Source organism: Halomonas sp. GXIMD04776 (assembly GCF_049808615.1).
In the GTDB taxonomy this organism is placed as follows: Bacteria; Pseudomonadota; Gammaproteobacteria; order Pseudomonadales; family Halomonadaceae; genus Modicisalibacter.
Window position 1 is genome coordinate 25,408 of sequence record NZ_JBNCAN010000028.1, and the last position, 24,708, is coordinate 50,115.

Here is a 24,708-nt window from a genome sequence, read left to right on the forward strand (position 1 = left end):
GTCATGTCACGCATGTGGTGGATTTCTCGCCGGCCTCGCTTTCCAGTATCATGTGGCCCTCGTTGCCGCCGCTTGCGGCCCCCCATTCGGCTTTCTTCAGAGGCTTTTCCCGAGATGCTCGAACTGCGAGGAGCGCCCGCCCTTTCCGCTTTCCGCCACACCAAGCTGCTGAACACCCTGCAGGAGAGGGTTCCCGAGGTTGACTCTCTCACGGCGGACTATGTCCATTTCATCGATCATGAGGGAGAGTTGGCAGCTGATGCGCGCAGCAAGCTGGAAAGCCTGCTCGCCTATTCCACCCATCCCCAGAGTGGGGAGCACGACAAGCCAAACGCCGCTCGCGGACATCTATTCCTGGTCGTGCCGCGTTTGGGCACTCTGTCGCCCTGGTCATCCAAGGCCACCGACATCGTCCGTAACTGCGGCCTGACTCAGGTGCATCGTATCGAACGTGGCATCGCCTATCGGGTCAATCTGCGAGGTGTGCTGAGCGAGGAGGCGTTTGACGCCATTATCGCCACCTTGCACGATCGCATGACCGAGTCAGTACTGGCCAACGCCTCGGACGCGGTCAAGCTGTTTTCTCATCGAGAGCCGGCGCCGCTGGGGCAGGTGGATGTTCTGAGCGGTGGTCGTACGGCGCTGGAGGTCGCCAATGGCGAACTGGGTCTGGCCCTGGCCGAAGACGAGATCGACTACCTGATGAGGGCCTTCGAGGAGCTCGGCCGTAATCCCAGCGACGTCGAGCTGATGATGTTCGCCCAGGCCAACTCCGAGCACTGCCGGCACAAGATCTTCAACGCCGACTGGGTCATCGACGGCGAAGCGCAACCGCATTCGCTGTTCCAGATGATCAAGCACACCTACGAGTGCGCCGACGGTGACATCCTCTCGGCCTATAGCGACAACGCTGCGGTCATCAGGGGCAGCGAGGCCGGGCGTTTCTTTGCGGCGCCATTGACAGATCGGACCGACGAACAGGCCGTCTACGCGGCGCATCAGGAGCCGATTCATATCCTGATGAAGGTCGAGACCCACAATCATCCCACCGCCATTGCGCCATTTCCCGGCGCGGCTACCGGCTCTGGGGGCGAGATCCGCGATGAAGGCGCGACCGGCATCGGTGGCAAGCCCAAGGCGGGGTTGACCGGCTTCGCGGTCTCCAATCTGCGAATTCCCGAGTTCGTGCAGCCCTGGGAAGCCTTCGACTACGGCAAGCCGGAGCGCATCAAGTCGGCGCTGGACATCATGCTGGAAGCCCCGATTGGCGGCGCGGCCTTCAACAACGAGTTCGGACGGCCCAATCTGGCCGGCTACTTTCGCACCTACGAGCAGGATATCGTCGGGCTCGAGGGCATCGAGCGTCGCGGCTATCACAAGCCGATCATGCTCGCCGGCGGCTACGGCAATATCCGTGAAGGCCACGTACAAAAGGGCGAGATTCCCGTTGGCGCCAAACTGATCGTGATGGGTGGGCCGGCCATGCTGATCGGTCTGGGCGGCGGCGCCGCCTCGAGCATGGCCTCCGGGCGTTCCAGCGCCGATCTGGACTTTGCCTCGGTGCAGCGCGACAACCCGGAGATGGAGCGCCGGGCCCAGGAGGTCATCGACCGCTGTTGGGCGTTGGGGGAAGAAAACCCCATACGTTTCATCCACGATGTCGGTGCCGGCGGGCTTTCCAATGCCTTGCCGGAACTGGTCAAGGATGGCGACCGTGGCGGGCGTTTCGAACTGCGCGCAGTGCCCAACGCCGAGCCGGGCATGAGCCCCTTGGAAATCTGGTGCAACGAGGCCCAGGAGCGCTACGTATTGGCGGTGGCGCCGCAGGATCTCGACACCTTCGACGCTCTCTGCGACCGGGAGCGCTGCCCTTATGCGGTGGTCGGCGAGGCCATCGAGTCACACCATCTGACGGTGCAGGACGCGCATTTCGAATCCACCCCCATCGACCTGCCGATGAGCGTGCTGTTCGGCAAGCCGCCGAAGATGCAGCGCGAGTTCCAGCGCCAGCGCCTGGAGATGCCCGGCGCCGACTTCGACAATCTCGACCTGCGCGAAGCCCTGGATCGCGTGCTGCGCTTGCCGGCGGTAGGCTCCAAGAGTTTTCTGATCACCATTGGCGATCGTTCGATCACCGGTCTTGTGGCGCGGGATCAGATGGTCGGCCCCTGGCAGGTGCCGGTGGCGGACGTGGCGGTGACCACCGCCAGTTTCGACACCCACGCCGGCGAGGCCATGGCGCTCGGCGAGCGCCCACCGGTGGCGCTGATCGACCCTGCTGCCAGCGCTCGCCTGGCGGTGGCCGAGGCGATCACCAATCTGGCCGCGGCACCGATCGCCAAGCTTGGTGACGTCAAACTCTCCGCCAACTGGATGAGCGCCGCGAATCATCCCGGTGAGAACCAGGCGCTGTTCGATGCCGTGCAGGCGGTGGGCATGGAGCTGTGCCCAGCGCTGGGTATCGCCATTCCGGTGGGCAAGGACTCCATGTCGATGCGCACCGCCTGGCAGGAGGGGGAGTCTGAACTTAAGGACGGAGAGGCCGAATCCAAGGCAGTCACCGCGCCGCTGTCGTTGAACGTGACCGGCTTCGCCCCGGTGACGGACGCGCTCAAGACACTGACCCCCCAGATGCGCCTGGACCAGGATGAGAGCGATCTGATTTTGATCGACCTGGGTGACAGCAAGAATCGCCTGGGCGGTTCGGCTCTTGCTCAAGTGTATGGCCAGGTCGGGAACGAGTGCCCGGATCTCGACGATGCGGAAGACCTGAAGGCATTCTTCACTGTGATTCAGGGCCTGAATGCCGACGACAAGCTGCTGGCCTATCACGACCGCAGTGACGGCGGACTCCTGGTCACCCTGCTGGAAATGGCCTTTGCCGGTCGCGGTGGGCTCGAGATCAAGCTCGATTGGCTGGTCGACGATGCCTACGAGGCGGTCGGTGCGCTATTTGCGGAAGAACTGGGGGCGGTGATCCAGGTCAACCGCCAGGATACCGAGTTCGTGTTGGCGCAGTTTGCCGCGGCAGGCATCGATACCTGCGGCGTCATCGCCCGGCCCCGCTACGATGATCAGATACGCGTGACGCTGTTCGAGCAACCGCTGCTCGAAACCACCCGCGCTTTGACTCAGCGTACCTGGGCCGAGACCAGCTATCGCTTGCAGGCGCTGCGCGACAATCCGGATTGCGCCAAGTCCGAGTTCGACGACCTGCTCGATCTGCGCGACCCGGGACTCACCGCCATGCCGAGCTTCGAGGTGGAGGAGGATATCGCCGCGCGCTATATCAGCGCCCCCCAGATCAACACGACCAGGCCACGCGTGGCGATCCTGCGGGAGCAGGGTGTCAATGGGCATGTCGAGATGGCGGCGGCCTTCGATAAGGCCGGCTTCGAGGCCGTCGACGTGCACATGAGCGATATTCTCGCCGGGCGGCAGTCGCTGGATAATTTCAAGGGGCTGGTGGCCTGTGGCGGCTTCTCCTTCGGCGACGTGCTGGGTGCCGGTGGCGGCTGGGCCAAGTCGGTGCTGTTCAATCCTCGCGCCCGGGAGCAGTTCGCCGGCTTCTTTGCCCGGGACGACAGCTTCGCACTGGGGGTCTGCAACGGCTGCCAGATGCTCTCCCAACTCAGGGAACTGATCCCCGGTGCCGAGAACTGGCCGCGCTTCGTGCGTAACGAGTCCGAGCAGTTCGAGGCGCGCCTCTCCATGGTCCAGGTCGAAAAGAGCCCATCGATTCTTCTGGCCGGAATGGAAGGCTCGCGGCTGCCGATCGCCGTGGCTCATGGGGAAGGTCGCGCAGAATTCCGGGACAGTGCGCACCTGCGTAGCATGCAGAGCAGTGGGCAGATCGCCCTGCGCTATGTGGACAACTACGGGCAGGTCACCACGCGCTATCCCGCCAATCCTAATGGCTCACCGGCGGGTATCACCGGGCTGACCACGCCGGACGGCCGGGTCACGACGATGATGCCGCACCCGGAACGGGTGGCCCGGGCGGTGACCAACTCCTGGCGGCCGTTGGAATGGACCCGGGACGGCGCCTGGTTGAGACTATTCCGCAATGCGAGGGTGTGGCTGGGCTAGTCTGAGCCAGTCATCGTCCGCTTCGCCAAAGAGATCCGCCACCCGCCAGGGGGTGGATCCCTTCCCTCCCCGCTATTGACCCTGAACAGGCTTGCCCCGTTCGTCCAGGGGGGCATGATCGATTCCGAGCTTGTGTTCCAGGTCGTCGAGGATGTGTTTATAGTCGTTGACCAGGCTGTCGTAACGACCGAAGTCGTATCCACACTGCTCGCAGAAGACATGGTATTGCCCTTCGCGGCCAGGGGGGAAGCGCTTCTCCTCGCTCCCACATTCGGGGCAGCCGGGCCCGGTTGCAGCCTTGGCGGGAAATTTCATGATCGCTATCTCCTCTATGGTTCAGAGCAGGCACGAGGGCCTGCCCTAGGCTTTGTCTGAAAACTGGCTGCGCTCGACCATACGGCGTTAAAAATCGCCTCAAGATGCTCATTTACTTCATGTAAACTGCGCTCTTTCGCCAATTTTGCCTTGTCTGGTCTTCGCTCGCCGACTTTTCAGACAGAGCCTAGTCTTCAGTCTAGTGGGTGGCACAGTCTACGCCATCACCGCAGGATCAATCGAACTCCGAGTAAGGCGATAGGGCCGATGGCGGAATATCAAGCTCGCCTTGCCAGGCAGCGAAGTTGTAGCGCAGTGTCAGATTGAACATGTTGGGTGAATAGTCCTCAGCCTCCTGTAGCGCAAAGCCCACACTCGCCGCCCAGTGGTTGCCCAACCGGCGCTCGACCTGGCCACTGAGGCCATAGCCCACATCGCCTCCGCTACCGCCGGTGCGCAAGGCATTGGCATCGCTCAGGGATGCCACCTCACTGCCCCCGAGCGGATAGCGTTGGCTGTCGTCGCTATCGGTCCAGGAGTGCGAGACCGAGGCGCCGACCTCCCAGGACCACTCCTCGGTGCGTCGGGCATAGGTGACCGGCAGTGCCAGCGAAGCATAACGTTGAGGACTGTAGTATCCACCTTGACCCAGGCTGTAGCCGCCGAGTTCCTTGTCGTAATGCATGAACATCGCGCTGACCCCCACACTCAAGCGTTCGTCCGGACGATTGATCAGCTTGCGATAAACACCCCCCATGGCCTGCAGGCGAGTGTTGTCCTCGACATTCTCCCCGTCGAGATGGTGAGCGCCGAACTTCGACCAGACGCCCCAGGGGCCGCCCTGGTCATAGCCCAGCCCGAGGCTTGCGCCGGTGGCGCGCACCCCGCCCCAGGTGATGCCGGTACGAGGGTCCTCGACCCCGGCATAGGCCAGTAGCGAATCGTCCAGCGCGCGCCGGGACATCGTGGCATCGAACCACAGCGGACCCGCGTCGCCGTTGTATTGAATGCCGCCAACCACATCGGTGACCTCGAATCCCATCGGGGTCGTGCCGATGTCGACGCGCCAGGTCTCGTTGTACCAGCCTATCCCCACGCTGACCCCGGTCTGCTGCTGATTGAAGTCGTCGTTGCAACCGGCCTCGGCGCAGGTGCCGAAGGTGTCGCGATTGAAACCGTCTGCCTCGGCGTCCAAGCGCCCTGCATCGAGTCGCACTCGATCGATACGCAGGAGCCCGCGTCCCCCGGCCAGCGGAGTATCGACTTCGAGCATGTCGACGTCCGTGGTCAGCTCGGAGACCCCCGCGGTACCACTTTCGTCTTCCCGTTGATGACCGTAACGAACCCGAGTGTTCTGGGATTGATAAACCTCGGCTGCAGAGGAGCGCAGGCTGGACACCAGCCAGTCGTCTCCCGGGCGGGGGCGTGTCTGGCGGGTGAAGGCGGCATCGTCGGCCAGGCTTTCCTGATCGCCCAGCTCCGCGGCAACCATGGCCTGACGATAACGCTGAAGCGCCTGAGACGATTGGCCTTGAGCCTCGGCCAGACGACCCGCATCACGCAGGGTCAGTGCATCCTGTGATGCCGTTTCATCGGCGAGCAGTTCGTCCATCATGCTCTGGGCGCGCCTCGTTTCGCCCAGCGCCGCCCAGGCATTGATCTGACGCCGCCGCGCATTCAAGTCCTCCGGTGCCGGGTCGAGCGTCTCGAGTTGGCGGCGAGCGACGCTCCGGTCGCCTCGGGCGAGGGCAGTGTCGATCAGGCCCAGGCGCGCGGCGGTATCGTCGGTGTCGAGTTGCAGGGCGCGCTGATAATACCCCTGCGCTGTGGCGTAATCGTTGCGTTCCAGAGCCCAATCGCCCAAACGCAAGGTCACATCGACATGGGTAGGGGCGCCCTGCAACATGGCGATGGCGCCGGCTTCGTTACCCTGGGCACGGCGTTGCTCGGCGTGTTCCAGCAACTGGCTGCGTTCGAGTCGTGTCTGCAGACCCAGGACACTGTCGTCCCGCTGATCTTCTGGAATACGATCCAGGGCATCGAGGGCCAGAATGTCGCGATCGTCGCTGGAAAGATAGAGCGCCTGGGCATAACGACCCTGGGCGCGTTCTTCCGGTGTCTCAAGATGGGAGAAGAGCTCGCGGAAAGCCTGATCCGCGTCGGTCTGGCGCCTCTGGGCCGCCAGCGCATTGGCCAGGGCATAGGTCACCCAGACATCGCTTGGGTCGAGCTTTCTGGCCTGCGCGAAGCGTCCGCTGGCCTCGGACCAACGCGACTGGGCGATCAGCTCTTCACCCTCCGCGCGCAGTACGGCGATCTGCAAACGGCGCCGGGTGCCTTCCAGAGCGGCCTGTTGCGAAGGAGGCAGGCTTTCGATGAAATCGAGCCCAGCCCGGGGAGATTGCTCGGCATACAGTGCCGCTAGTCGTTCCAGCGCCGTGGTGTAGCCGGGCTCGAGACGCAGCGCCTGGCGGTAGGCGCGCTCGGCATTGTCCCGCTCATTGCGGTAGCGGGCCACATCCCCCAGGCCGAGCCAGGCTTCGTTGGCCTTGGGAATCTGTTGTCGAGCCAGTTCGAAAGCCTGTTCGGCGCTCTGATCATCTCCGTTGGCCAGAGCTTCATCACCCCGCTCGATCTGTTGCCAGTAGGTGGCGGTGGCGATCAGATTGTTCCATTTATCACTGGCGTAGGGGCTGTCGTCGAGTTGCTGACCACGCCGAAACAGTGCCAGGGCGTCTTCGTGACGGCCTTGACGTAGACGAATGGTGCCCAGTGCGTCGAGTAGTTCGATATCCTCTGGATATGCTGCCAGGGCGCGTTGTATGTCGGCCTCGCCCGCGTCACCGCCCTCGGTTTCATTACGCGCCAGACCACGCAGGCGGGCCTGATAGTTGGGATCGGCAAGCAGATCGCGATGATCTGTCAGGGTTTGCTGGGCCTCCTCGGCGTAATCCGTGTCGCCGAACACATTTAAAAACCGCTGCCAGGCGGCCACACTCTCCTCGCTTGCCTCCATTTCACGCAGGGCATCACGCCACTGGCGAGCGGCGTCCTTACGGGAATAGGGATTGTCGGCGAGTTGTTCCAGACGCGTGAAAGCCTCTTCGTTGCGATCGACGCTGAACAGCAGGCGCGCCAGGGCAAAGCGCAGCTCCGGGCTTTGCGGATAGCGGTTGTCCAAGGCTTGCAGCTCGTTAATGGCCCGGGGTGTGCCATCGGGCAACTGGGCGACGACTTGCCAGTATTCCAGCGCCAGGGGCAACGTCGGCAGCCCCTCTGCCAGCACGTCGTCGTAAATGGACTTGGCCTGTTCCGCCTGACCGGTGGTGGCAAGCAACCGCGCCTTGCTCAGAGCACTTCGCTGTTCGGGGTCGGTCAAGGCAAGATTGAGCCGAGCCATGCGATAGGCGTCGCTGTTCGGCGCTTCCTCAGCCAGACGATCCACCAGACGCTGCGCTTCTTCCAGATCGCCTTCGCGCACTGCCTTGCGAACCTGGGCCTGAAGCACCCGGGGATCGTTCGGAGCGATGATCTGCAGGCGTTCGAGGGCCTGCTTCACCAATACATCGTTGTGACGTGCCTCCCCTAGGCGCAGCTGTTGCAGCAGCCATTCTTGCGGGGCCACGGCCTGGCTCTCATTCGCTAGCGCTTTATCGGCTCGGGCATCATTGGCCTGATTTTCATTAGGGAGGGGCTCCATGCCGGTCTGGGCATGCAGCGGGGCCGCGGTCATGCCGCTGGCCAGTAGACACAGCGAAAAGGGCCAATGGGAGCGGGGGGTCGGCTTCACGGTGAACTCCATTCAGGTTGCAAAGTGCCATCATTGGCAAAACGATATCGTCCGCGGTCCCAGCCCAGCCCGAACAGGGTCAGTACCTGAGCGTAATAGGCATCATCCGCGGGGGGATTGTCGAGCAGGCGCTGGCGCTGTTCTTCGAGCAATGAGGTGTCGGCAAGCAAGGGCAATAACGCCGCGGAGAAGCTGGTGTTGGCGGTGTTGTCATGCTCGCCGCTCTGGGCATCGATGCTTTCCGGCGGTGCGCCGAGACGTTTGGTCAGTAGTGCCATGGGGGCAAAATGCACCAGTAACGACTCGCGACCGGGCGCGTCCTCGGCCAGCATGCCCAGCCATAGATAGACCCGGATGGCGTCATAGTCGCCCTCGACGCCATGCACTGGATCGGGTTGCCAGCCGTGATCTGCATGCCAAGCTGCCCAGTCCGGTGCCAATCCTTTGGGTGCGGTGCCCTTGAGCAAGGCCGGCACGTTATCGGCGATGGCGGGCCAGGGGGCTCCCAGCACGCTCAGACGGCGGAGCAGCTGAGGCGGTACATAGCTTGGATTGACACGCCACAGGGGAGGGTCTGCGAACCCCGTGTTGCCGGGTAGCAGCATGGGCCCAAAGCCTTCGAGATCGGCGACTTCCTGCTCGGCGACGAGCCGAGCCAGGCGCGTGCCCAGCACCTGATAGTCGCGGCGCTGCCATAGGCGTCCGGCTTCCAGGAGGGAATAGGCAATCCACAGGTCCGCGTCCGAAGCACTGTTGGCATCCAGCACCCCCCAGCGATTGTCATCCTTGTCGTGTCCCCACAGCCAGGCCGGCAGCCTTGCCCCAAGGTCGCTCTTGGCGAGGTTATTCTGAGTCCAGGCGAGCAGACGCGCGAAGGTGTCCTGATCATTCGCCACCAAGGCGAAGAACAGCGCATAGGACTGGCCTTCCGAGGTGGTGATCAGACGCTCGTCGGAGACATCGATCACCCGACCGTCATCGCTGATCAGGGCGCTCTTGAAACGCTCCCAGGCTGGCCATTCGACGCTTGCGGCCTGGGTACTTGGCGCCAACAACCAGAGCCCCAATAGACACAGCAACATGCGCATGGTCAGTCCTCGTCACGACTCAGGCGCCGCGTACCCAAACGACGCAGCAGCACCCACAGCAACAGCGCCATCAACACAATAGCAATCACAGCGATGGCGGCCATCAGCTTGGGATGGGTGGAAAGGTGATACCACAGCCAGGTGGCCCAGGGCAGTTCGCCCACATGATAGCGTTCGCCCACCACGTCGCTGCGCACGCCGGAATCGCGGATCACCGCGATCGAGCCGCGTATCTGGGAAATCACCACAGGATCGTTCATGGAGGCATTGAGCAGACGATAGTCGCCCGGCGTCTTGGCCAACAGAGCAACGATACTGCGCTGATCGAAGTAGGGTGACTTCAGCCCGACCAAGGCGGCGATGGGGCCATGAGCGGTTACACTGACCTCTCGATCTACGGCATCGGTCTGCGTTGCATCAGGTGTGTTGTCATCCTCGCTGATCGAGACCAGGCGCAAGCGACTGCGGGCATCATCGCCCAGGGCCACGATCTGAGCGCTGTCATCCAGGTTGTCCGGGAGGGAACCGAGGGCGAGAATGTCCGCATCGGTCTTCTCGGCACTCGCCCAATCGTCGCTGAGCTTCAGCGCCACCCCGGGGTAGCCGGTCTGGGCGCCGATACGCCCCAGGCTGTCGAACAGTGCCGTCAGCTCGAGCTCAGAAGGTGACGTGGGCATGATCACCAGGGTCTGAGAAAGATCCGCCAGTCGGCTGAAAGGGAAGCCGGCATGGGTGAAGGTGCGCAGGGCGGGCATGGACAGATAGTGCGGATAGCTCGAGAAGTCGAGGCTCGAGCTCTTGTCGATGCCGGCCTGATGAGGCACCGAGATGAGCGGACGACACTGCTCCTCGGAGCCGGACATGCCGACACGATTGGCATACGCAAAGTCGAAGGTTAGATGATTGCGGGTGCCGACCTTCAAGGCCGGAATGTCCGCTTCCTGTTCAGGCAATAGCCAGTTCTTGAGCAGCGGCACCTGCAGCAGGCTGCGCTCACCCTCGCTGCCATCCTGATCGAGTACGAAGGATTTCAGGAACTCGTCATTGATGCTGACATCGAGCCGGGAAGTGGCGTCCTTCACCGGCTGGCTGTAGCGATAATCGAGTTTCAGCTTGATCAACTCGTTTTGCCAGATGAACAGATCCGGCGGCAGGCGTAGATCGACGTTCAGGGGTCTGGGGGTGCGGCCCTGGGTCTGCAGCTGCTCGGGATAGTCGATCAGTTCGGCAAAGGTTATCGGTCGATCCGTGACTATCCAGGCCGGTGCATCGTAGGGCTTGCGGGGTTCCAGGGTGTCGAGCCCGTCGATACGCGCGCTTTGGCCCCGCAGTAACGTATTGCCCAGGGCCAGTGCCTGAGCGGCGGTGACCAGCTCGGCGTCGTCGCGCCCCATCAGCACGAGCAGCTTGTCATAGGGCGAGTCGGGATGACTGATCATTTCGATAGTGGGTCCGTCGACGGCGGGGTAATCGGCCAGCACGGCTGGCCGATGCTCGTTGGTCGCCAGTACGATGGCGTGTTGCGCCGGAGGCGTATCGAAGGAGACCGGGAAACGTTGCCCGCGCCAATTGGCCTGGGCACCAAAATAAGAAGCCACGATACCGCCCGCGCGCTGAGCGTCCAGGGACGGGCTGGGAGGTAACACCAAGGGCAGTTCCAGAGGGGAGTCGTCGCTGTCGTCGAAGAAGGGCAACGGCAGATTGGCCAGATCGTTGGCCACCGGGAGCGTCTGCTGCTGCAGGGTCAGCGTGCTGTCGCCGGCGACATTGACCCAGACACTGGAATGGGTCGGATCCTCACAGATCTTGCTGTAATGGCCGACCAGTTCCAGACGCAAGCGGTTGAAATCGCTGATCAAGCGAGGATCGAGGGATAGCGTCTGGCGTTGGGTTTCCCCCGGTGCGCCTGCCTCGATGGGCGCCACACCCATCAATTCATCATTGAGGTAGACCTTGAGGTGGGACACATCTGCCAATAGCGAAGGCGAGGGGGTATAGCCGAGTTCCAGCGTGGCTTCGCTCACCAATTGATCGCTGCGTATCTTGAATTCGATCAGGCGCTGAGGCGACATGCCACTCAGTTCCAAATCGCGCTGAGACAGCTCCGCGAGAGACAAGGTGTGCTTCTTCGTCGGTGCCCCTTGCCGGGCAGCCTCCGGGGCATTGACGGAAGGAGACGATGGCGATTGCGCCCAGGCCGGCAGGGCAATCAACAATGACAATAAAATCCAGCGATGACGCATGTCGTGAACATTCCTATTCGATGAGACTTAGTCCGTTATATGGATGACGATCCAGTCGCCTCGCGGGGGCGTTGCGGTATGAAAGACCCTAGCCAGGAGACAGGGGCGCGCACGCCACGAGGCGCATGCTGAAAGAGCCGGCGGTAGCCTTCGAAACCCAGGCAGATCACGTCCACCATGCTTTTCATGGGGCGATCCTGTGGTAGGTCATCACGCCACAAGGACCAGGTGTCCGCCCGGGCGAAGGTGCATTGGATATAGTCGATGTGCTGAGCGAGAGACATCTTCTCCAGTTCCAGCCCGGCCCGCTCACCGCTGGCATTGACTACTCGGACAGTGAAGGCGTGCTCTTGCTGACCACGGCGCAACAGGAGGGTGAGGGTGTCGCCGACTTTCACCAGGTCGGCCGCCGGCAGGTAGATGCCCAGGCCGCCTTCAGCATAGTCCTGCAGCGTGCAGGGATAGGCGTAGCCGCCAGGGAGCTGTACCGCCGCGGGCAGCGTGACCCTGACACGATGATTACGTCTTACCTGACGTGCCTCCGCCGCCACGGCGATGGCGCCACCCAGAATCACCAGGTTGTAGAACACCCAGACCAGGCTCACCAGTACCGTGGGAATCTCGTCGGCGGGCCCATTCTGCAAGCGCCAGGCCGCGGCCACGACGCCCGACAGATTGAGCAGGATCAGCAACAGGTAGGGGCGCGAAATGCCCCAGTCGAAGTACTGCTTGTCCACCAGACCGCCCTTGGCCGTGACGTTGAACTTGCCCTTGCGTGGATTGATCAGCGCCACGGTGGTGGGCAGAGCGATGTACCAGGCCAGCACCGTATCGTAGACCTCGCTCCAGAAGCTGTGACGATAGCGCCCCTGGACATGCGAGTTGGTGAGACCGGAATGCAGCATGTGCGGGATCACGAAGGCCAGCAGCAAGAAGGCCGGTGCGTAGATGATGTAGGCATGCAGCAAGAGGAAGGCCAGCGGCGCGGTCAGGAAGATCAGTCGCGGCACCCCCGCCAAGAAGTGCAACATGGCATTGACGTAGCACAGTCGCTGGCTCAGGCGCAGGCCAGGCCCGAAAAGCGGATTGTCGAGTCGAAATATCTGGACCATGCCCCGCGCCCAGCGAATGCGCTGACCGATGTGAGCCGATACGCTCTCGGTGGCAAGCCCCGCGGCCTGCGGAATGCGCAGATAGGCGGAGGTGAAGCCCTTGCGATGCAGGCGCAGCGAAGTATGGGCGTCCTCGGTGACGGTCTCCACCGCGAAGCCGCCGATAGCCTCGATGGCACGACGCTTGAGCACGGCACAGGAACCGCAGAAGAAGGCTGCGTCCCACAGATCGTTGCCATCCTGAACCAGGCCGTAGAACAGGGTGCCCTCGTTGGGCATGCGCCGGAAGCGATCGAGATTGCGCTCGAAGGGGTCTGGTGAGAAGAAATGGTGCGGTGTCTGTACCAGGCCGAGCCTGGGGTCCTTCAAAAACCAGCCCATGGTCATCTGCAGGAAGGAGCGTTGCGGGACGTGATCGCAGTCAAAGATGGCGATGTAATCCCCTTGGGTCAGGGTCAGCGCATGATTGAGATTGCCCGCCTTGGCATGGTTGTTGTCGTTGCGGGTGATGTAACCGATCCCTACCTCTGCAGCAAAGTCACGAAATGACGAACGCTTACCGTCGTCGAGCAGGTAGATGTTGAGCTTGTCCTTGGGCCAGTCGAGTCCTAGTGCCGCCAGCACCGTGGGCCGCACCACCTCGAGAGACTCATTGTAGGTAGGAATCATCAGATCGACGCTTGGCCACTCGTGGGTATCCTCGGGCAAGGCTACCGGCTTGCGGTTGAGCGGCCATAGGGTCTGGAAATACCCCAGTACGAGCACCAGCCAGGAATAGGTTTCGGCACCTAGCAGAAGCAAGCCGAAGGTCATGTCCAGGGCGTCGTCCCAGTTGAGCGTCGAGGTGTAGCGCCACCATAGATAACGACAGGACACCGTCAGCGACAGCACGATCAGTATCAGGGTGGAGAAACGCCCGGGTAACCGGCGCACGATCAACGCCATGATCCATAGCAGCACGGAAAACAAGGCCTGGGCTGGCAGAGTAAAGGGCTGGGTGATGACCAGCAGCATTAATATGGCGGTCGTTCCCCCCATCAAAACCAGGAGCCAAGGGGTGTTCTGTGTAGTGCTGCTTGCGCGATCCACGGGATCAAGATTGCGTAGCGTTGGGCGCAGGTGGCCGGAGATAGGTTGCGCTACCTTCCTTGCCCAGGAATGCAGAGCCTCGCGAGCACGGCTCACTGGTTTGAATCGTTCATGCCGAGGCGTATCCGCGGAGCGGCGTGGACGCACGAGCATCAGCCACACTAGCTGAAGGCCATAGCGCAACGGATCGGCAATACCCGGGCGGCGTTGCTGCAAGTGCGCAAAGCTTCCGGAATGCGTCGAGAGAAGGCGTTGCCAGCGCTTGGATTCCAGCGGCAAAAGACACCAGGCAATGACCCAGGCCAGAGTCAGTGTCGCCGCCGTCAGCGGGGTAGCGCCGCGCTCATCACGCAGGTGGCGATAGTGATGCTTCCAGCGGTCTCCTGCGCCGGGGTGCAACCAAAAGCTCATGCGGCTTCCTCATGGCGGGCCAGTAGCCATGACGCCAGATTGCGAACCCCCTGAGCCGCAAGGCTGTCGGGTCGATGAGCGATGATGCTCTGTTTGTGTGCCAATGCCTCGAACATCGCTTCATCCCGATGAATGGTCCAGGGCAGTAGCCAATCGGAATACTGTGCCTGCCACAGCGTGTACAGATCGTTCTGCAAGGCGCTGGAAGGCGCAAAGCGATTGACCAGTAGATAATCGGTTTCGTGAAATTCGCGTCTGGCCAGCAGGGCGTGACAGGCAGGGTCGGCATGAGCCACCGTCAGAACCATATCCGTCAAGGAGTCATCTTGCCGCCGCGTGAACGCAGTGACGGGCATATCGAGCAACACCCAGCGATAAGTATCACCGTCGAGCTCTCTCAAACGTCGCGACCAGGCGTCTCCTTGTGAAGCGGATTGCATCGCTGCCGAAGATTCACTATCACCGTAGCCATAGGGCAAGAAGTGCAGGAGCGATCCCAGTGCGAAGGAATGGGTGTGCCAGGCCTGACCGGCGTTCACGGCATTGGCCCAACCCCGGTCGTCATGCCAGTCGTGGTTAAAATGCAGACGCAGCAAATTGTGCGGATCAAGATCGATGCACAATACGCGTTCCCCTGCCTGGACCAGCGCCTGGGCTAGCCCTGCCACGATGCTGCTGGCACCGGTACCGCCGCGACAGCCTTGGACTGCCACGACGATCATTGCGAAGGATCTCGATGCTGTAGCCTGAGCTCTGCGAGCAGGGGCCAACGTGCGGCGATCGCTTTTATCCGTTCGAGCTGTGCCAGATTGCGATAGTTGAATTCTGTCAAGTCTGATTTTTCTAACAACAAATAAATATCTTCGTCGTATTTTATTAATTCTTTTTGGTTTGTTTTTATAAACGATTTTTCTTTAATCATATTAAAAATCAAATTACCGGGTTAATTAATAATTTAAAAATGGAATGAATTCATGTTTTTATGAATTTTTTGTTACGTTTCAGTGAATTATTCAAAGGCGCGTAATTTTAAGCCCAGTAAGTTTTGTTTACAATAATATTGGTTTAATTAAATAAGTAATGGGAATCTCACCGCATGCAGGGATTGCATACTGTATCGAAGCGCCATCATCTCCCCTTGGGATTGCAAGAGGCATTGCCGGAATTCGATGCTCTGCGTTGTCCGGGCTTTTATGCCGTGCTGGCGGATTCAATGGATCAGGCTGAGCGTATGGCCCAGGGCGTATTGCTGGCCCAACCCGGTGATACGCTTGCTGACTGGATAGCGCTAAACGAGCATGTTCGTGATGTGCTTCAGGTGCTGCCTGTCGATGCCGGACCGAAGACACTGACGCAGTGGTCGTTACCCGACAAGCGCCTGGACGAGGCGCTCCACGCGCTACCCGAGGATCTTTCGGGGATACGTAGCAAGCGCGGTGCCCCGCGCCTGATCGTTCTCGAGATACCGGCATCGGCCTTGGTCGCGTTCAAGCCGCGGGCATTACGGCGCTGGTGCTGGCGTTGGCATCTGTGGCTCGCCAAGCGAGGCATGTGTCTGTTGCTCTTGGCGTATGGCGCCGAAAGCCTGGCGCTGCGCGAGCGATTCGAGACCTACAACGACGTCATGGATGGCTTGATGCATCTGCAGCCCAATGCCGATCAAGCACAGTGTCATCTGCTTTATTGGCGCAGCGACCATGGTGTCTGCGGTGTGGACGACATGCTCCTTACTCCGGCCTCTGTCGGCTGGCGCAGAGAGCACGATACTGCGTCTTCCCCTCGTGGGAGCAGTGACGAACACCTGTATCTCGTTCAGCGTTCGGCGTTTGCCAACACGCCGATGTCCTTTGGCGATTGGCAAGTTTTCGAACAGGTCGATGAGGTCATCGCCCGAGCCTTGCGAGCGCGGGCGGCTACGGTGATCGTCAGTATCGAACAAAGCGAGGACATCGAGTCGCTGGTGCGTAAGCTGCACGGCCTGCGCAAATCCCGGGGTGGTGCGCTCAAGCTGGTGGTGCGTGAAATCGTGCCGTGCCTGCGCTATCAGGACGAGCGACTACTGATCCTGAGTGGTATCAATATGGTGGTGCGCAGCAAGATGAGGTTCTCTCATCTCTTGAGCAGTCTCGAAGCCTTGCAAGGTCAGCGCTTGACGCGCCCAGTGAATGACGACGTGGAGAGGCTGATCAAGGCGATGCGCCCTGTCGGTGCCAATGGGCGCTGTGCGCCGGCAGCGTTCATCGATCAATTGCGGGTCTGGTTGGAAAGTGAGTCCGCTCGCCTGGCGCCAGGACTCCTGGTGACGCTCGTTCCTGCGGGAGGACTATCGGGTTCTCGGGTGATTGCTCACTGTCACATTCATCGGCAGGGGGATGTCATTACTCTAATGGAAGGGCGTGTCTATCTGTTTCTTTTCGGCTGCCGACCTAGCGACAGCGATATGGCGCTGCAGCGTCTGTTTGGTCTACCCATCTCGACGCTCTTCCGCGAACGTACTGTGTTCGAAGGCCATGCCGCGATCGCTGAGGAAATACAGCGTTTGACGCGGCTTGGCTGGACGCAGCGGCAAAGCCTGCCCGCAGTGGCAGAGGTTGAGCATGGCTCCGATGTCATGAATGAAGCACGGCTCGAGCACTACCACACCGTCCCTAGAACCTCGCCCCTGACATTGGCGGTGGAGACGCCGTCATGAATGAGCTACTGGCGCTGATCGCACTGGGGGGCGTTTTACTGGGTGTGGCATTGTCTTGGATAGGGCACCGCCTGTTTCGGGCCTGGCCGCGTCGCCCGCGCCATCTGATTCGGCTCGGTGTGCGACGGCGGATGGATGGCAAGGAAGCGGCGGTCAACAAGGATGTAAGTGTCGATGAGTCACGCTGAACAGACGATGGAAACAACGTCTTCCCCAACCGGTCGCTACTGGCGTGGGTTGGGAGCCTGGAATGTTTATTTCATTTTCAAACTGGCCCTCTACTGGCAGGGGGTGATCGGGTTTCAGGCGCTGCCCAATCTTGCCTTTGCCGCCTTCCTGCTGGTGCCCCTGCCGCCGCGCTGGCTGCATCGGCTGCGCCACCTCGTAGCCATTCCCATCGGGGTGGCCCTGTTCTATCAGGATAGTTGGTTGCCGCCCTTCAGTCGCTTACTGGCCCAGTCCTCCCAGGTATCCGCCTTCAGCCTCGACTATCTATTGGAGCTGGCCAGCCGTTTTATCAATTGGGACTGGATGGCGGTGCTGTTCGTGCTGGCGGTGGGCTATGCCTTCATTGCAAGCTGGGTTCGCGTCACGGTGCCGGTGGTACTGGGGTTGATCTGGATTGCCCTGTTGCCGGTGCTGAGCATGGTCAGCGCGACTTCTTTTTTACCCACCCCGGCAACCGTCACCACGGTTCCAGCGGAGGAGAGCGCCAACGGTGTGGCGGCGGTCGAGCAGAATGCAGCGCCCGCGCCCCGTGCTTCTGCCACCCCGAATGACGCCGAACTCGATGCTCAACTCAAGGCCTTCTACCGCAGCGAGAGCGAACGTCAGACGCCTTTTTCCACAGCTCCGGGGCAGCCCTTCGATGTGCTGATCGTCAATGTCTGTTCGCTGTCCTGGGATGACATGTCGGAAGCCGGGGTCACGAATCACCCGTTGTTCGACTATCTGGACGTGGTCTTCGACAACTTCAACTCGGCCACCTCCTACAGTGGTCCTGCCAGCCTGCGCCTACTGCGTGCCAGCTGTGGCCAGATTCCTCACGGCGAACTCTACGGCCAGACGCCACAGCAGTGCCATCTGTTCGAGAACCTGGCCGAGCACGGGTTTGCCACGGAGTTGGCGCTCAACCACGACGGTGTGTTCGACGACTATCTCAAGACGATTCGCGAGCAGGGCGGTCTCGAGGCACCCATGCTACCCCAGAATAGCCTCAAGCCGCAGATGACCGCCTTCGACGACTCACCGATATACCGCGACCGCGATATGTTCGATACCTGGATGGCGCAGCAGGACTGGGACAACCCCACCGCCACTTTCTACAACACGGTCACGTTGCACGACGGCAATCGTATCGTCGGCGAAAAGGGCTTTGCCGATTACGAGCCGTTGCTGCGTCAACTCTTCGATGATCTGCTGGCGTTTTTACAACGCCTGGAGAGCGAAGGGCGTCAGGTGGCAGTGTTGATCGTACCGGAACACGGGGCGGCCCTCAGCGGCGACAAGATGCAGTTCGCCGGCATGCGCGAGATACCGACGCCATCGATCACCCATGTGCCCGTCGGCGTCAAACTCACCGGTCTGGAGCAGCCCCGGGAGGGAGCGCCCATCCACATCGAGGCGCCGAGCAGCTATCTGGCGGTATCCGAGCTGGTCGAGCGTTTCCTGGAGCAAGATGTCTACGCGCAGCGGGAAGTGGACTGGCAGGCATTGACCGCGGATCTGCCTACCACCGAGCCGGTGTCATCCAATGAAGGCGTGGTGGTGATGCCGGTGAATGAGACGCCCTACATCCGTTTGAAAGGCGATGGATGGATGGCCTATCCGCAGTAGAATGACGCCCTTTGGGAACCACTGACTGAATATTCAGCGATCCCCTAACCAAGGAGCGTCATGCCGGATAGCACTCTCAAGGCCATCACACCGCCTGCGTTGCGGCCCTATCAGCACCAGGCCGTGACGCGGGTGATCGAGCATTTCCGCGAGACCGACGACCCGGCGGTGGTCGTGTTGCCCACCGGCAGCGGCAAGTCATTGGTGATCGCGGAGCTGGCACGACTGGCCCGGGGGCGGGTGCTGGTGCTGGCCCATGTGCGCGAACTGGTGGAGCAGAATCACGCCAAGTACCAGGCCTATGGTCTGCAAGCGGACATCTTCAGCGCGGGTCTCAAGCGCAAGGAGTCCAGCCGCCAGGTGGTGTTCGGTTCCGTGCAGTCCGTGGTGCGCAACCTGGATGCCTTTAATGACGGTGGCTTCACCCTGCTGGTGATCGATGAGTGCCACCGCGTGTCGCCGGACGAGGACGCCAGCTACCGTCAGGTCATCGATCATCTGCGTCAGGCCAATCCGCGGCTCAAGATTCTCGGCCTGACCGCCACCCCTTATCGCCTGGGTCAGGGCTTCATCTATCACCGTCATTATCACGGCATGGTACGAGGCGAGGCGGACTGCTTCTTCCAGACCTGTGTGTTCGAACAGCCCCTACGCTTGATGGTCAAACAGGGTTATCTAGCGCCACCGACGCGCATTGATGCAGCGGTCGAACGTTACGACTTTTCTCAACTTGCGACCAACGTGCGGGGCTTGTTCGCCGAGGAAGAACTCAATCGGGTGGTACGCGGTAACCGGGCCACACCTACCATCATCGAGGAGATCGTCGCTCGTGCCCGAGATCGCCGCGGGGTGATGCTGTTCGCCGCCACCGTGGATCACGCGGAGGAAATTCTCGGTTATCTACCTGGCGGTGAGGCGGCGCTGATCACAGGAGCAACATCCTCGAAAGAGCGTCAACGGCTGATCGGGGCGTTCAAGGCGCAGCAATTGAAGTATCTGGTCAATGTCTCGGTGCTGACCACCGGATTCGATGCGCCCCATGTCGATCTGATTGCCATCCTGCGGCCCACGGAATCCGTGGGGCTCTATCAGCAGATCGTCGGACGTGGACTGCGCCTGGCACCGAACAAGACGGATTGTCTGATCCTCGATTACGCCGGCAACCCTTGGGATCTCTATGCCCCGGAGATCGGCGCTCCCAAACCCGACAGCGACAGCGAACCGGTGCAGGTGGAATGCCCGGCCTGCGGTCATGCCAACCTGTTCTGGGGCAAGCGGGATGGTGATATCGTCATCGAGCATCATGGTCGGCGCTGCCAAGGGCTTGTGCTTTCTAATCGCGCCCATCCCCGCGCTTTTGATAGCGCCCGACCACGCGCTAAAAGCACAAAATCAAAACCGACTTCGCCTGCGCTAGAGCAATGTTCGTTCCGCTTTCGCTTCAAGACCTGCGAGGCCTGCGGTGCCGAGAACGACATCGCCGCGCGTCGCTGTCACGGCTGTGGCGAACGGCTGGTGGACCCGGACGACAAGCTGAAGGATGCACTGCGCCTGAAAGAGGCCCGGGTGCTGCGAGTCAGCGGTATGCAACTCGACGCGACCGTGAATGGTCGCGGTCTGCCTCGACTCAAGGTGACCTATCATGACGAGGACGGTGCGACCCTGAATGAATGGTTCGCCCTGGAAACGTCTGCTCAACGCGGTGCCTTCGTCGCGGCCTTTCTCCGCCATCATCTGCGGGCACCCGGAACGGATTGGCGGCCGACCTCGCCGGAAGCGGTCATCGCCGAGCAGCGGCGTCTCAAGGCACCGGATTTTGTCATCGGTCGTCGGGTAGGGCGCCACTGGCAGGTGCGGGAGAAGCTTTTCAATTACACAGGGCGTTATCGCAAGGCCGCCGCCGCTGGGGAAGAAGCATGAAAGCATGGCAATTCGGCGTTCTGCCCAGCGTCTAGTTTCGTTACACTCTGCAGGCGCGGAATCAGCCAGGAGTGCCTGCAAGCGTGAGTGACATGTCGGATATCGTCGAATCGCCGGATCAGGCCGCCGTTCAGGAAACGGCGGCGGTGTTGGCGCGTCTGCACGATCAACCGATCACCGAGCTGCCCCAGGATCTGTACATTCCGCCGGAGGCGCTACGGGTTTTCCTCGAGACCTTCGAGGGGCCGCTGGATCTGCTGCTCTATCTGATTCGCCGCCAGAACCTGGATATCCTCACTGTCGATGTCGCCGCCATCACCCATCAGTACATCGAGTACGTCGAGTTGATGAAGGCGATGGCGATCGAGCTGGCCGGCGAGTATCTGCTGATGGCGGCGATGCTCGCCGAGATCAAGTCGCGAACGCTGCTGCCGCGCCCGCCCAAGGAAGACCACGAGGATGGTGAAGAGGATCCTCGCGCCGAGTTGATTCGGCGCTTGCAAGAATACGAACGCTTGAAACTCGCCGCGGAAGGGCTCGACGAGCTGCCCCGCCTGGGCCGGGACTGGTTCGGCGCCAGTGCGGGGCTGCCGGCGCTGGAAACCCGCGTGGTGCATCCGGAGGTCGAGCTCGACGAGCTTCTGAGCGCCCTGTCGGGTATTCTTCGCCGCGCGGAGCTCAACCAGTCCCACACCATTAGCCGCGAGGTGCTCTCGACCCGAGATCGCATGCTGGCCATCATGGAGCGCCTCAATCACGAACACTTCACCTCCTTCGAGTCGTTGTTCAGCCTCGAGGAAGGGCGCGCCGGAGTAATCGTGACCTTCATGGCGATCCTGGAACTGGCCAAGGAGATGATGATCGAGATCGTGCAGAATGCGCCGCTATCGTCGATCCATGTGCGAGCGCGTCAGCCCGTGGAGGCATTAGAGGATCTCGATGATATCGTGGTCGGCGACGACCAAGACGGCGAAAGCGCTTTCGAGGAGGACGCATGAACGATAGCGTTCGGCTCGACGAGATTCTCGAAGCGGCGCTATTGGCGGCGGGCGAGCCACTACCGGTGGAGCGTCTGGAAGGACTGTTCGATGAACGGGAATGCCCTCCCCGCAGCGAGTTGCGCGATGCCCTGGCGGAACTGGCCACTCGGTTGGAGAACTCGGCGCTGGAGTTGATCGAATCCGCCTCCGGCTTCCAGGTGCGCATCCGTCAGCGTCTGTCGCCCTGGGTCTCGCGGTTGTGGGACGAGCGCCCGCAGCGTTATTCGCGAGCGCTGCTCGAAACCCTGGCGCTGATCGCCTATCGCCAGCCGGTCACCCGCGGCGACATCGAGGAAGTGCGCGGCGTCGCGGTCAGTAGCTCGATCATGCGCACCCTGAGCGAACGGGGCTGGATTCGCGTGGTTGGCCATCGCGATGTGCCGGGGCGCCCGGCGGTCTATGCCACGACCCGTCAGTTCCTCGACGACTTCGGCCTGAAGACCCTGGACGCCTTGCCGCCGATGCACGAACTCAAGGGCTTCGACATGTTCGAAGAGACACACTACGAGGACGAACTCGATGCCCAGGCCGCGAGAGCGACTACCCCCGCGGATGACACGGGGGAATCGCAAGCGCAGCCGCAGGAAGATGCAGCCGGGCAATACGAACCCAGGCAAGACGAACCCAGGAAAGACGAGCAGCAAGAACAGGAGCGAATGCCACAGCGCATAGAAACGCTGCAGCCATTGGAAGAACAGCAACCGACGGCCGGGACGGCCGACGACGAAACCCACGCCGGGATGGCGTCCGACCGGCCGAGACTCAGCTTCGCCGATCTCGAAGCGCGCTTGGCCGAACGCGCCCGCACCAAGCAGACCGTCGAGAGCGAAAGCGACGATGACGGCCTCGCGGGCGTGGAACACTCATCAGACGAGAAAACGTCCGACTCATGACTACCCCCAGCAGCACCACCGAAAAACTGCAGAAGGTTCTCGCCCGCGCCGGCCTGGGATCGCGCCGCGAGATGGAAACCGCCATCAGCGCCGGGCGCGTCAAGGTCAACGGCCAGGTCGCCACCCTGGGCGATCGCATCGAGGCGCGGGACAAGGTCACCTTCGACGATCGCCCGCTCAACCTGCGCGGCGCCGAGGAAGTGCCGCGCCGGGTCATCATGTACAACAAGCCCGAAGGCGAGCTGTGCACCCGCAAGGACCCGGAAGGCCGGCGCACCGTGTTCGAGCGTCTGCCGCGCCTCAAGGGCGAGCGCTGGATCGCCATCGGCCGCCTGGACATCAACACCAGTGGTCTGTTGCTGTTCACCACCGACGGCGAACTGGCCAACCGCCTGATGCACCCCTCGACTCAGGTGGAGCGCGAATACGCCGTGCGGGTGATGGGCGAGGTCAAGCGCGAGCAGGTCGTGGCCATGGTCGAGGGCGTGATGCTCGAGGATGGCCCGGCGCGCTTCACCGACGTGCAGGAGTTCGGCGGCGAAGGCATCAACACCTGGTTTCACGTGGTGATCATGGAAGGGCGCAACCGCGAGGTGCGTAGGCTGTGGGAGTCCCAGGGGCTCACTGTCAGCCGCCTGAAGCGGGTGCGCTACGGCAATATCTTCATCGACAAGCGGGCCAAGGCCGGCGAATGGGTCGAACTCACCCAGGACGAGATCGACGATCTTTCCAATCTGGCGGGTCTGGAGCCGCGCAAGGTGCCGGACATGACCCCGGAGGAACAGAACCGCTGGAGCCGCGACAAGAACAAGCGCCGCCCGGTGCGCGCCATGCGCAAACCCAAGGAGCCGCGGCGTAAGCGCTGAAGTGTTGAGCGGGTTTTTAAGGCAAAGGCTTGCCCCGTGAATGGGGCAAGCCTTTTTCAATTAATTTCTAAAGTTCATTTTCTCGTTGCCGTTATTAGTTTGGGACATTCACTTAATCTCAGCACTATTCAAGCAGCGTAGGAAAAGAAAATGAAGAAAGTCGCCATCGCCATCGCCCTCGCCATTGCCACCGCCGCTTCGGTTTCAACCGCCGCTCAGGCTCAGGGCGTCTATGTGTTTGGTGAATACAATCACTCTCAACTCGAATCGAGCGAAGGCGAAGCAATTGCCGATTCTGTTGCGAACGAACTAGATGGATGGGTACAGGAAGGGAATGATCTCGGTGGGGATCTGACCGGAACCCGCAACGATTCTTCTGACGACAGCGATTCCGGCTTCGGAATCGGCATCGGCTTCCGTTTCCATGAAAACTTCGCTGCAGAACTGGCCTACAAGGACCTCGGTGAAGCTACCTACGGTAGTGAAGTAGCCATCGCCGGCACCGATCCGATCGGAGGCAATGTCGATGGCTCTGGCTACTTCGACGGCGGCTATGAGTCGGACGCAGTGATTTTGCGCGGGGTCGGCATCCTGCCGATCACCGAGAGCTTCTCGCTGGAAGCCCTGCTGGGTGTCGCCTACGTCGATACCGATTATCACGCTGAGGAAGGGCTGCGCGGCGAAGTCCCAAGATCCGGGACGCGTATTGGTGGCTCCGACAGCGACTCCGATTTCACCGCCACCTACGGCCTGGGCGCATCATTCCAGTTCACCGACACCGTGGCCGCCTACGGCCGCTGGGAGCGCATCCACGACATCGATACCGCCGACTATCTGGACGATATGGAAGCCGATACCTTTGCTGCCGGCCTGCGCTACTCGTTTTAAGAAATCGTCAGTAAAAAGGTGGCTCTCGAAGCCAAGCCTGTCGATGTAAGTTCGCTTCATGTTCATTGATCATGAACATTTCCGACGCCAGAAACCCTGGCGTCGGTTTTTTTATCTGATCCAGTCGTTGGTCACGTATCGCGATTCGCTGCTTTTATGGCGGATTAATGTCGAACGGGCGCAGATAGAAAAGTGGCAAAACGGTTCTTGAGACATGGCCCCCGATGGGTCAGGTGTTGAATGTGACCACTGAGCCCGCCCTCTAGCTCTCCCTCAAAATATCTTCTGGCTTCACATGCCGCCTTTTATGAATCACGGCTAGCCCGGATATTGCACCGGGCTGGTCAGCAGCGCCCAGATTCCGAGGGCGCGGGCCGTTGCCGCGCCCAAGCCTCTAATTTGATGGTTTTTTGATCAGTTCTTTGGTTTCAGAACG

General features: G+C 61.3%; 16 protein-coding genes. 9 read left to right on the forward strand and 7 right to left on the reverse strand.

Annotated features, from left to right (window positions below; translation table 11 throughout):
• The first annotated feature begins 114 nt into the window (after nt 1–114).
• The gene (gene purL, locus ACPF7Z_RS16885; protein WP_425194427.1) at nt 115–4,089 is read left to right on the forward strand and encodes a phosphoribosylformylglycinamidine synthase; all 3,975 of its coding nucleotides are present in this window, start codon (nt 115–117) and stop codon (nt 4,087–4,089) included.
• A gap of 72 nt (nt 4,090–4,161) precedes the next feature.
• On the opposite strand, the gene ACPF7Z_RS16890 is transcribed toward purL, so the two are convergent.
• The 7 genes from ACPF7Z_RS16890 to bcsR all read right to left on the reverse strand — a co-directional run bounded on the left by ACPF7Z_RS16890 (nt 4,162) and on the right by bcsR (nt 15,059).
• Nucleotides 4,162–4,404, reverse strand: coding sequence for a hypothetical protein (locus ACPF7Z_RS16890; protein WP_425194428.1), 243 nt, complete (start codon nt 4,402–4,404; stop codon nt 4,162–4,164).
• A gap of 235 nt (nt 4,405–4,639) precedes the next feature.
• Complete coding sequence (gene bcsC, locus ACPF7Z_RS16895; protein ID WP_425194429.1) at nt 4,640–8,194, reverse strand: cellulose synthase complex outer membrane protein BcsC; 3,555 nt, start codon at nt 8,192–8,194, stop codon at nt 4,640–4,642.
• On the reverse strand, nt 8,191–9,282 hold the full coding sequence (gene bcsZ, locus ACPF7Z_RS16900; protein WP_425194430.1) for a cellulose synthase complex periplasmic endoglucanase BcsZ: 1,092 nt from the start codon (nt 9,280–9,282) through the stop codon (nt 8,191–8,193). The genes bcsC and bcsZ overlap by 4 nt, the downstream gene beginning before the upstream one ends.
• Nucleotides 9,283–9,284: 2 nt before the next feature.
• Nucleotides 9,285–11,525, reverse strand: coding sequence for a cellulose biosynthesis cyclic di-GMP-binding regulatory protein BcsB (gene bcsB, locus ACPF7Z_RS16905; protein ID WP_425194431.1), 2,241 nt, complete (start codon nt 11,523–11,525; stop codon nt 9,285–9,287).
• Nucleotides 11,526–11,560: 35 nt separating this feature from the next.
• Complete coding sequence (gene bcsA / locus ACPF7Z_RS16910; protein WP_425194432.1) at nt 11,561–14,137, reverse strand: UDP-forming cellulose synthase catalytic subunit; 2,577 nt, start codon at nt 14,135–14,137, stop codon at nt 11,561–11,563.
• Nucleotides 14,134–14,859 carry a cellulose biosynthesis protein BcsQ gene (gene bcsQ, locus ACPF7Z_RS16915; protein WP_425194433.1) on the reverse strand — a complete coding sequence of 242 codons (726 nt, stop codon included), beginning with the start codon at nt 14,857–14,859 and terminating at the stop codon, nt 14,134–14,136. The genes bcsA and bcsQ overlap by 4 nt, the downstream gene beginning before the upstream one ends.
• Nucleotides 14,856–15,059 (reverse strand): BcsR/BcsP family cellulose biosynthesis protein, encoded by a 204-nt coding sequence (gene bcsR / locus ACPF7Z_RS16920; protein ID WP_425194434.1) that lies wholly within the window; start codon nt 15,057–15,059, stop codon nt 14,856–14,858. The genes bcsQ and bcsR overlap by 4 nt, the downstream gene beginning before the upstream one ends.
• 174 nt (nt 15,060–15,233) lie before the next feature.
• On the opposite strand from bcsR, the gene bcsE reads away from it, so the two are divergent.
• From bcsE to ACPF7Z_RS16960, 8 genes are all read left to right on the forward strand, one after another.
• On the forward strand, nt 15,234–16,829 hold the full coding sequence (gene bcsE / locus ACPF7Z_RS16925; RefSeq protein ID WP_425194435.1) for a cellulose biosynthesis protein BcsE: 1,596 nt from the start codon (nt 15,234–15,236) through the stop codon (nt 16,827–16,829).
• On the forward strand, nt 16,826–17,017 hold the full coding sequence (locus tag ACPF7Z_RS16930) for a hypothetical protein (RefSeq protein WP_425194436.1): 192 nt from the start codon (nt 16,826–16,828) through the stop codon (nt 17,015–17,017). Before bcsE ends, ACPF7Z_RS16930 begins: the two co-directional genes overlap by 4 nt.
• On the forward strand, nt 17,004–18,665 hold the full coding sequence (gene bcsG / locus ACPF7Z_RS16935) for a cellulose biosynthesis protein BcsG (protein ID WP_425194437.1): 1,662 nt from the start codon (nt 17,004–17,006) through the stop codon (nt 18,663–18,665). Before ACPF7Z_RS16930 ends, bcsG begins: the two co-directional genes overlap by 14 nt.
• Before the next feature lie 60 nt (nt 18,666–18,725).
• Entirely contained in the window at nt 18,726–20,585 is a 1,860-nt protein-coding gene (locus tag ACPF7Z_RS16940; protein ID WP_425194438.1) for a DEAD/DEAH box helicase family protein, read from the forward strand.
• A gap of 92 nt (nt 20,586–20,677) precedes the next feature.
• A complete protein-coding gene (locus ACPF7Z_RS16945; RefSeq protein ID WP_425194442.1) occupies nt 20,678–21,583 on the forward strand; it encodes a segregation and condensation protein A in 906 nt (301 codons plus the stop codon).
• Nucleotides 21,580–22,518 (forward strand): SMC-Scp complex subunit ScpB, encoded by a 939-nt coding sequence (gene scpB, locus ACPF7Z_RS16950; protein WP_425194439.1) that lies wholly within the window; start codon nt 21,580–21,582, stop codon nt 22,516–22,518. Before ACPF7Z_RS16945 ends, scpB begins: the two co-directional genes overlap by 4 nt.
• Entirely contained in the window at nt 22,515–23,384 is an 870-nt protein-coding gene (gene rluB / locus ACPF7Z_RS16955; protein WP_425194440.1) for a 23S rRNA pseudouridine(2605) synthase RluB, read from the forward strand. The genes scpB and rluB overlap by 4 nt, the downstream gene beginning before the upstream one ends.
• Nucleotides 23,385–23,534: 150 nt before the next feature.
• On the forward strand, nt 23,535–24,272 hold the full coding sequence (locus tag ACPF7Z_RS16960) for an outer membrane protein (RefSeq protein WP_425194441.1): 738 nt from the start codon (nt 23,535–23,537) through the stop codon (nt 24,270–24,272).
• The last annotated feature ends 436 nt before the right edge of the window (nt 24,273–24,708 follow it).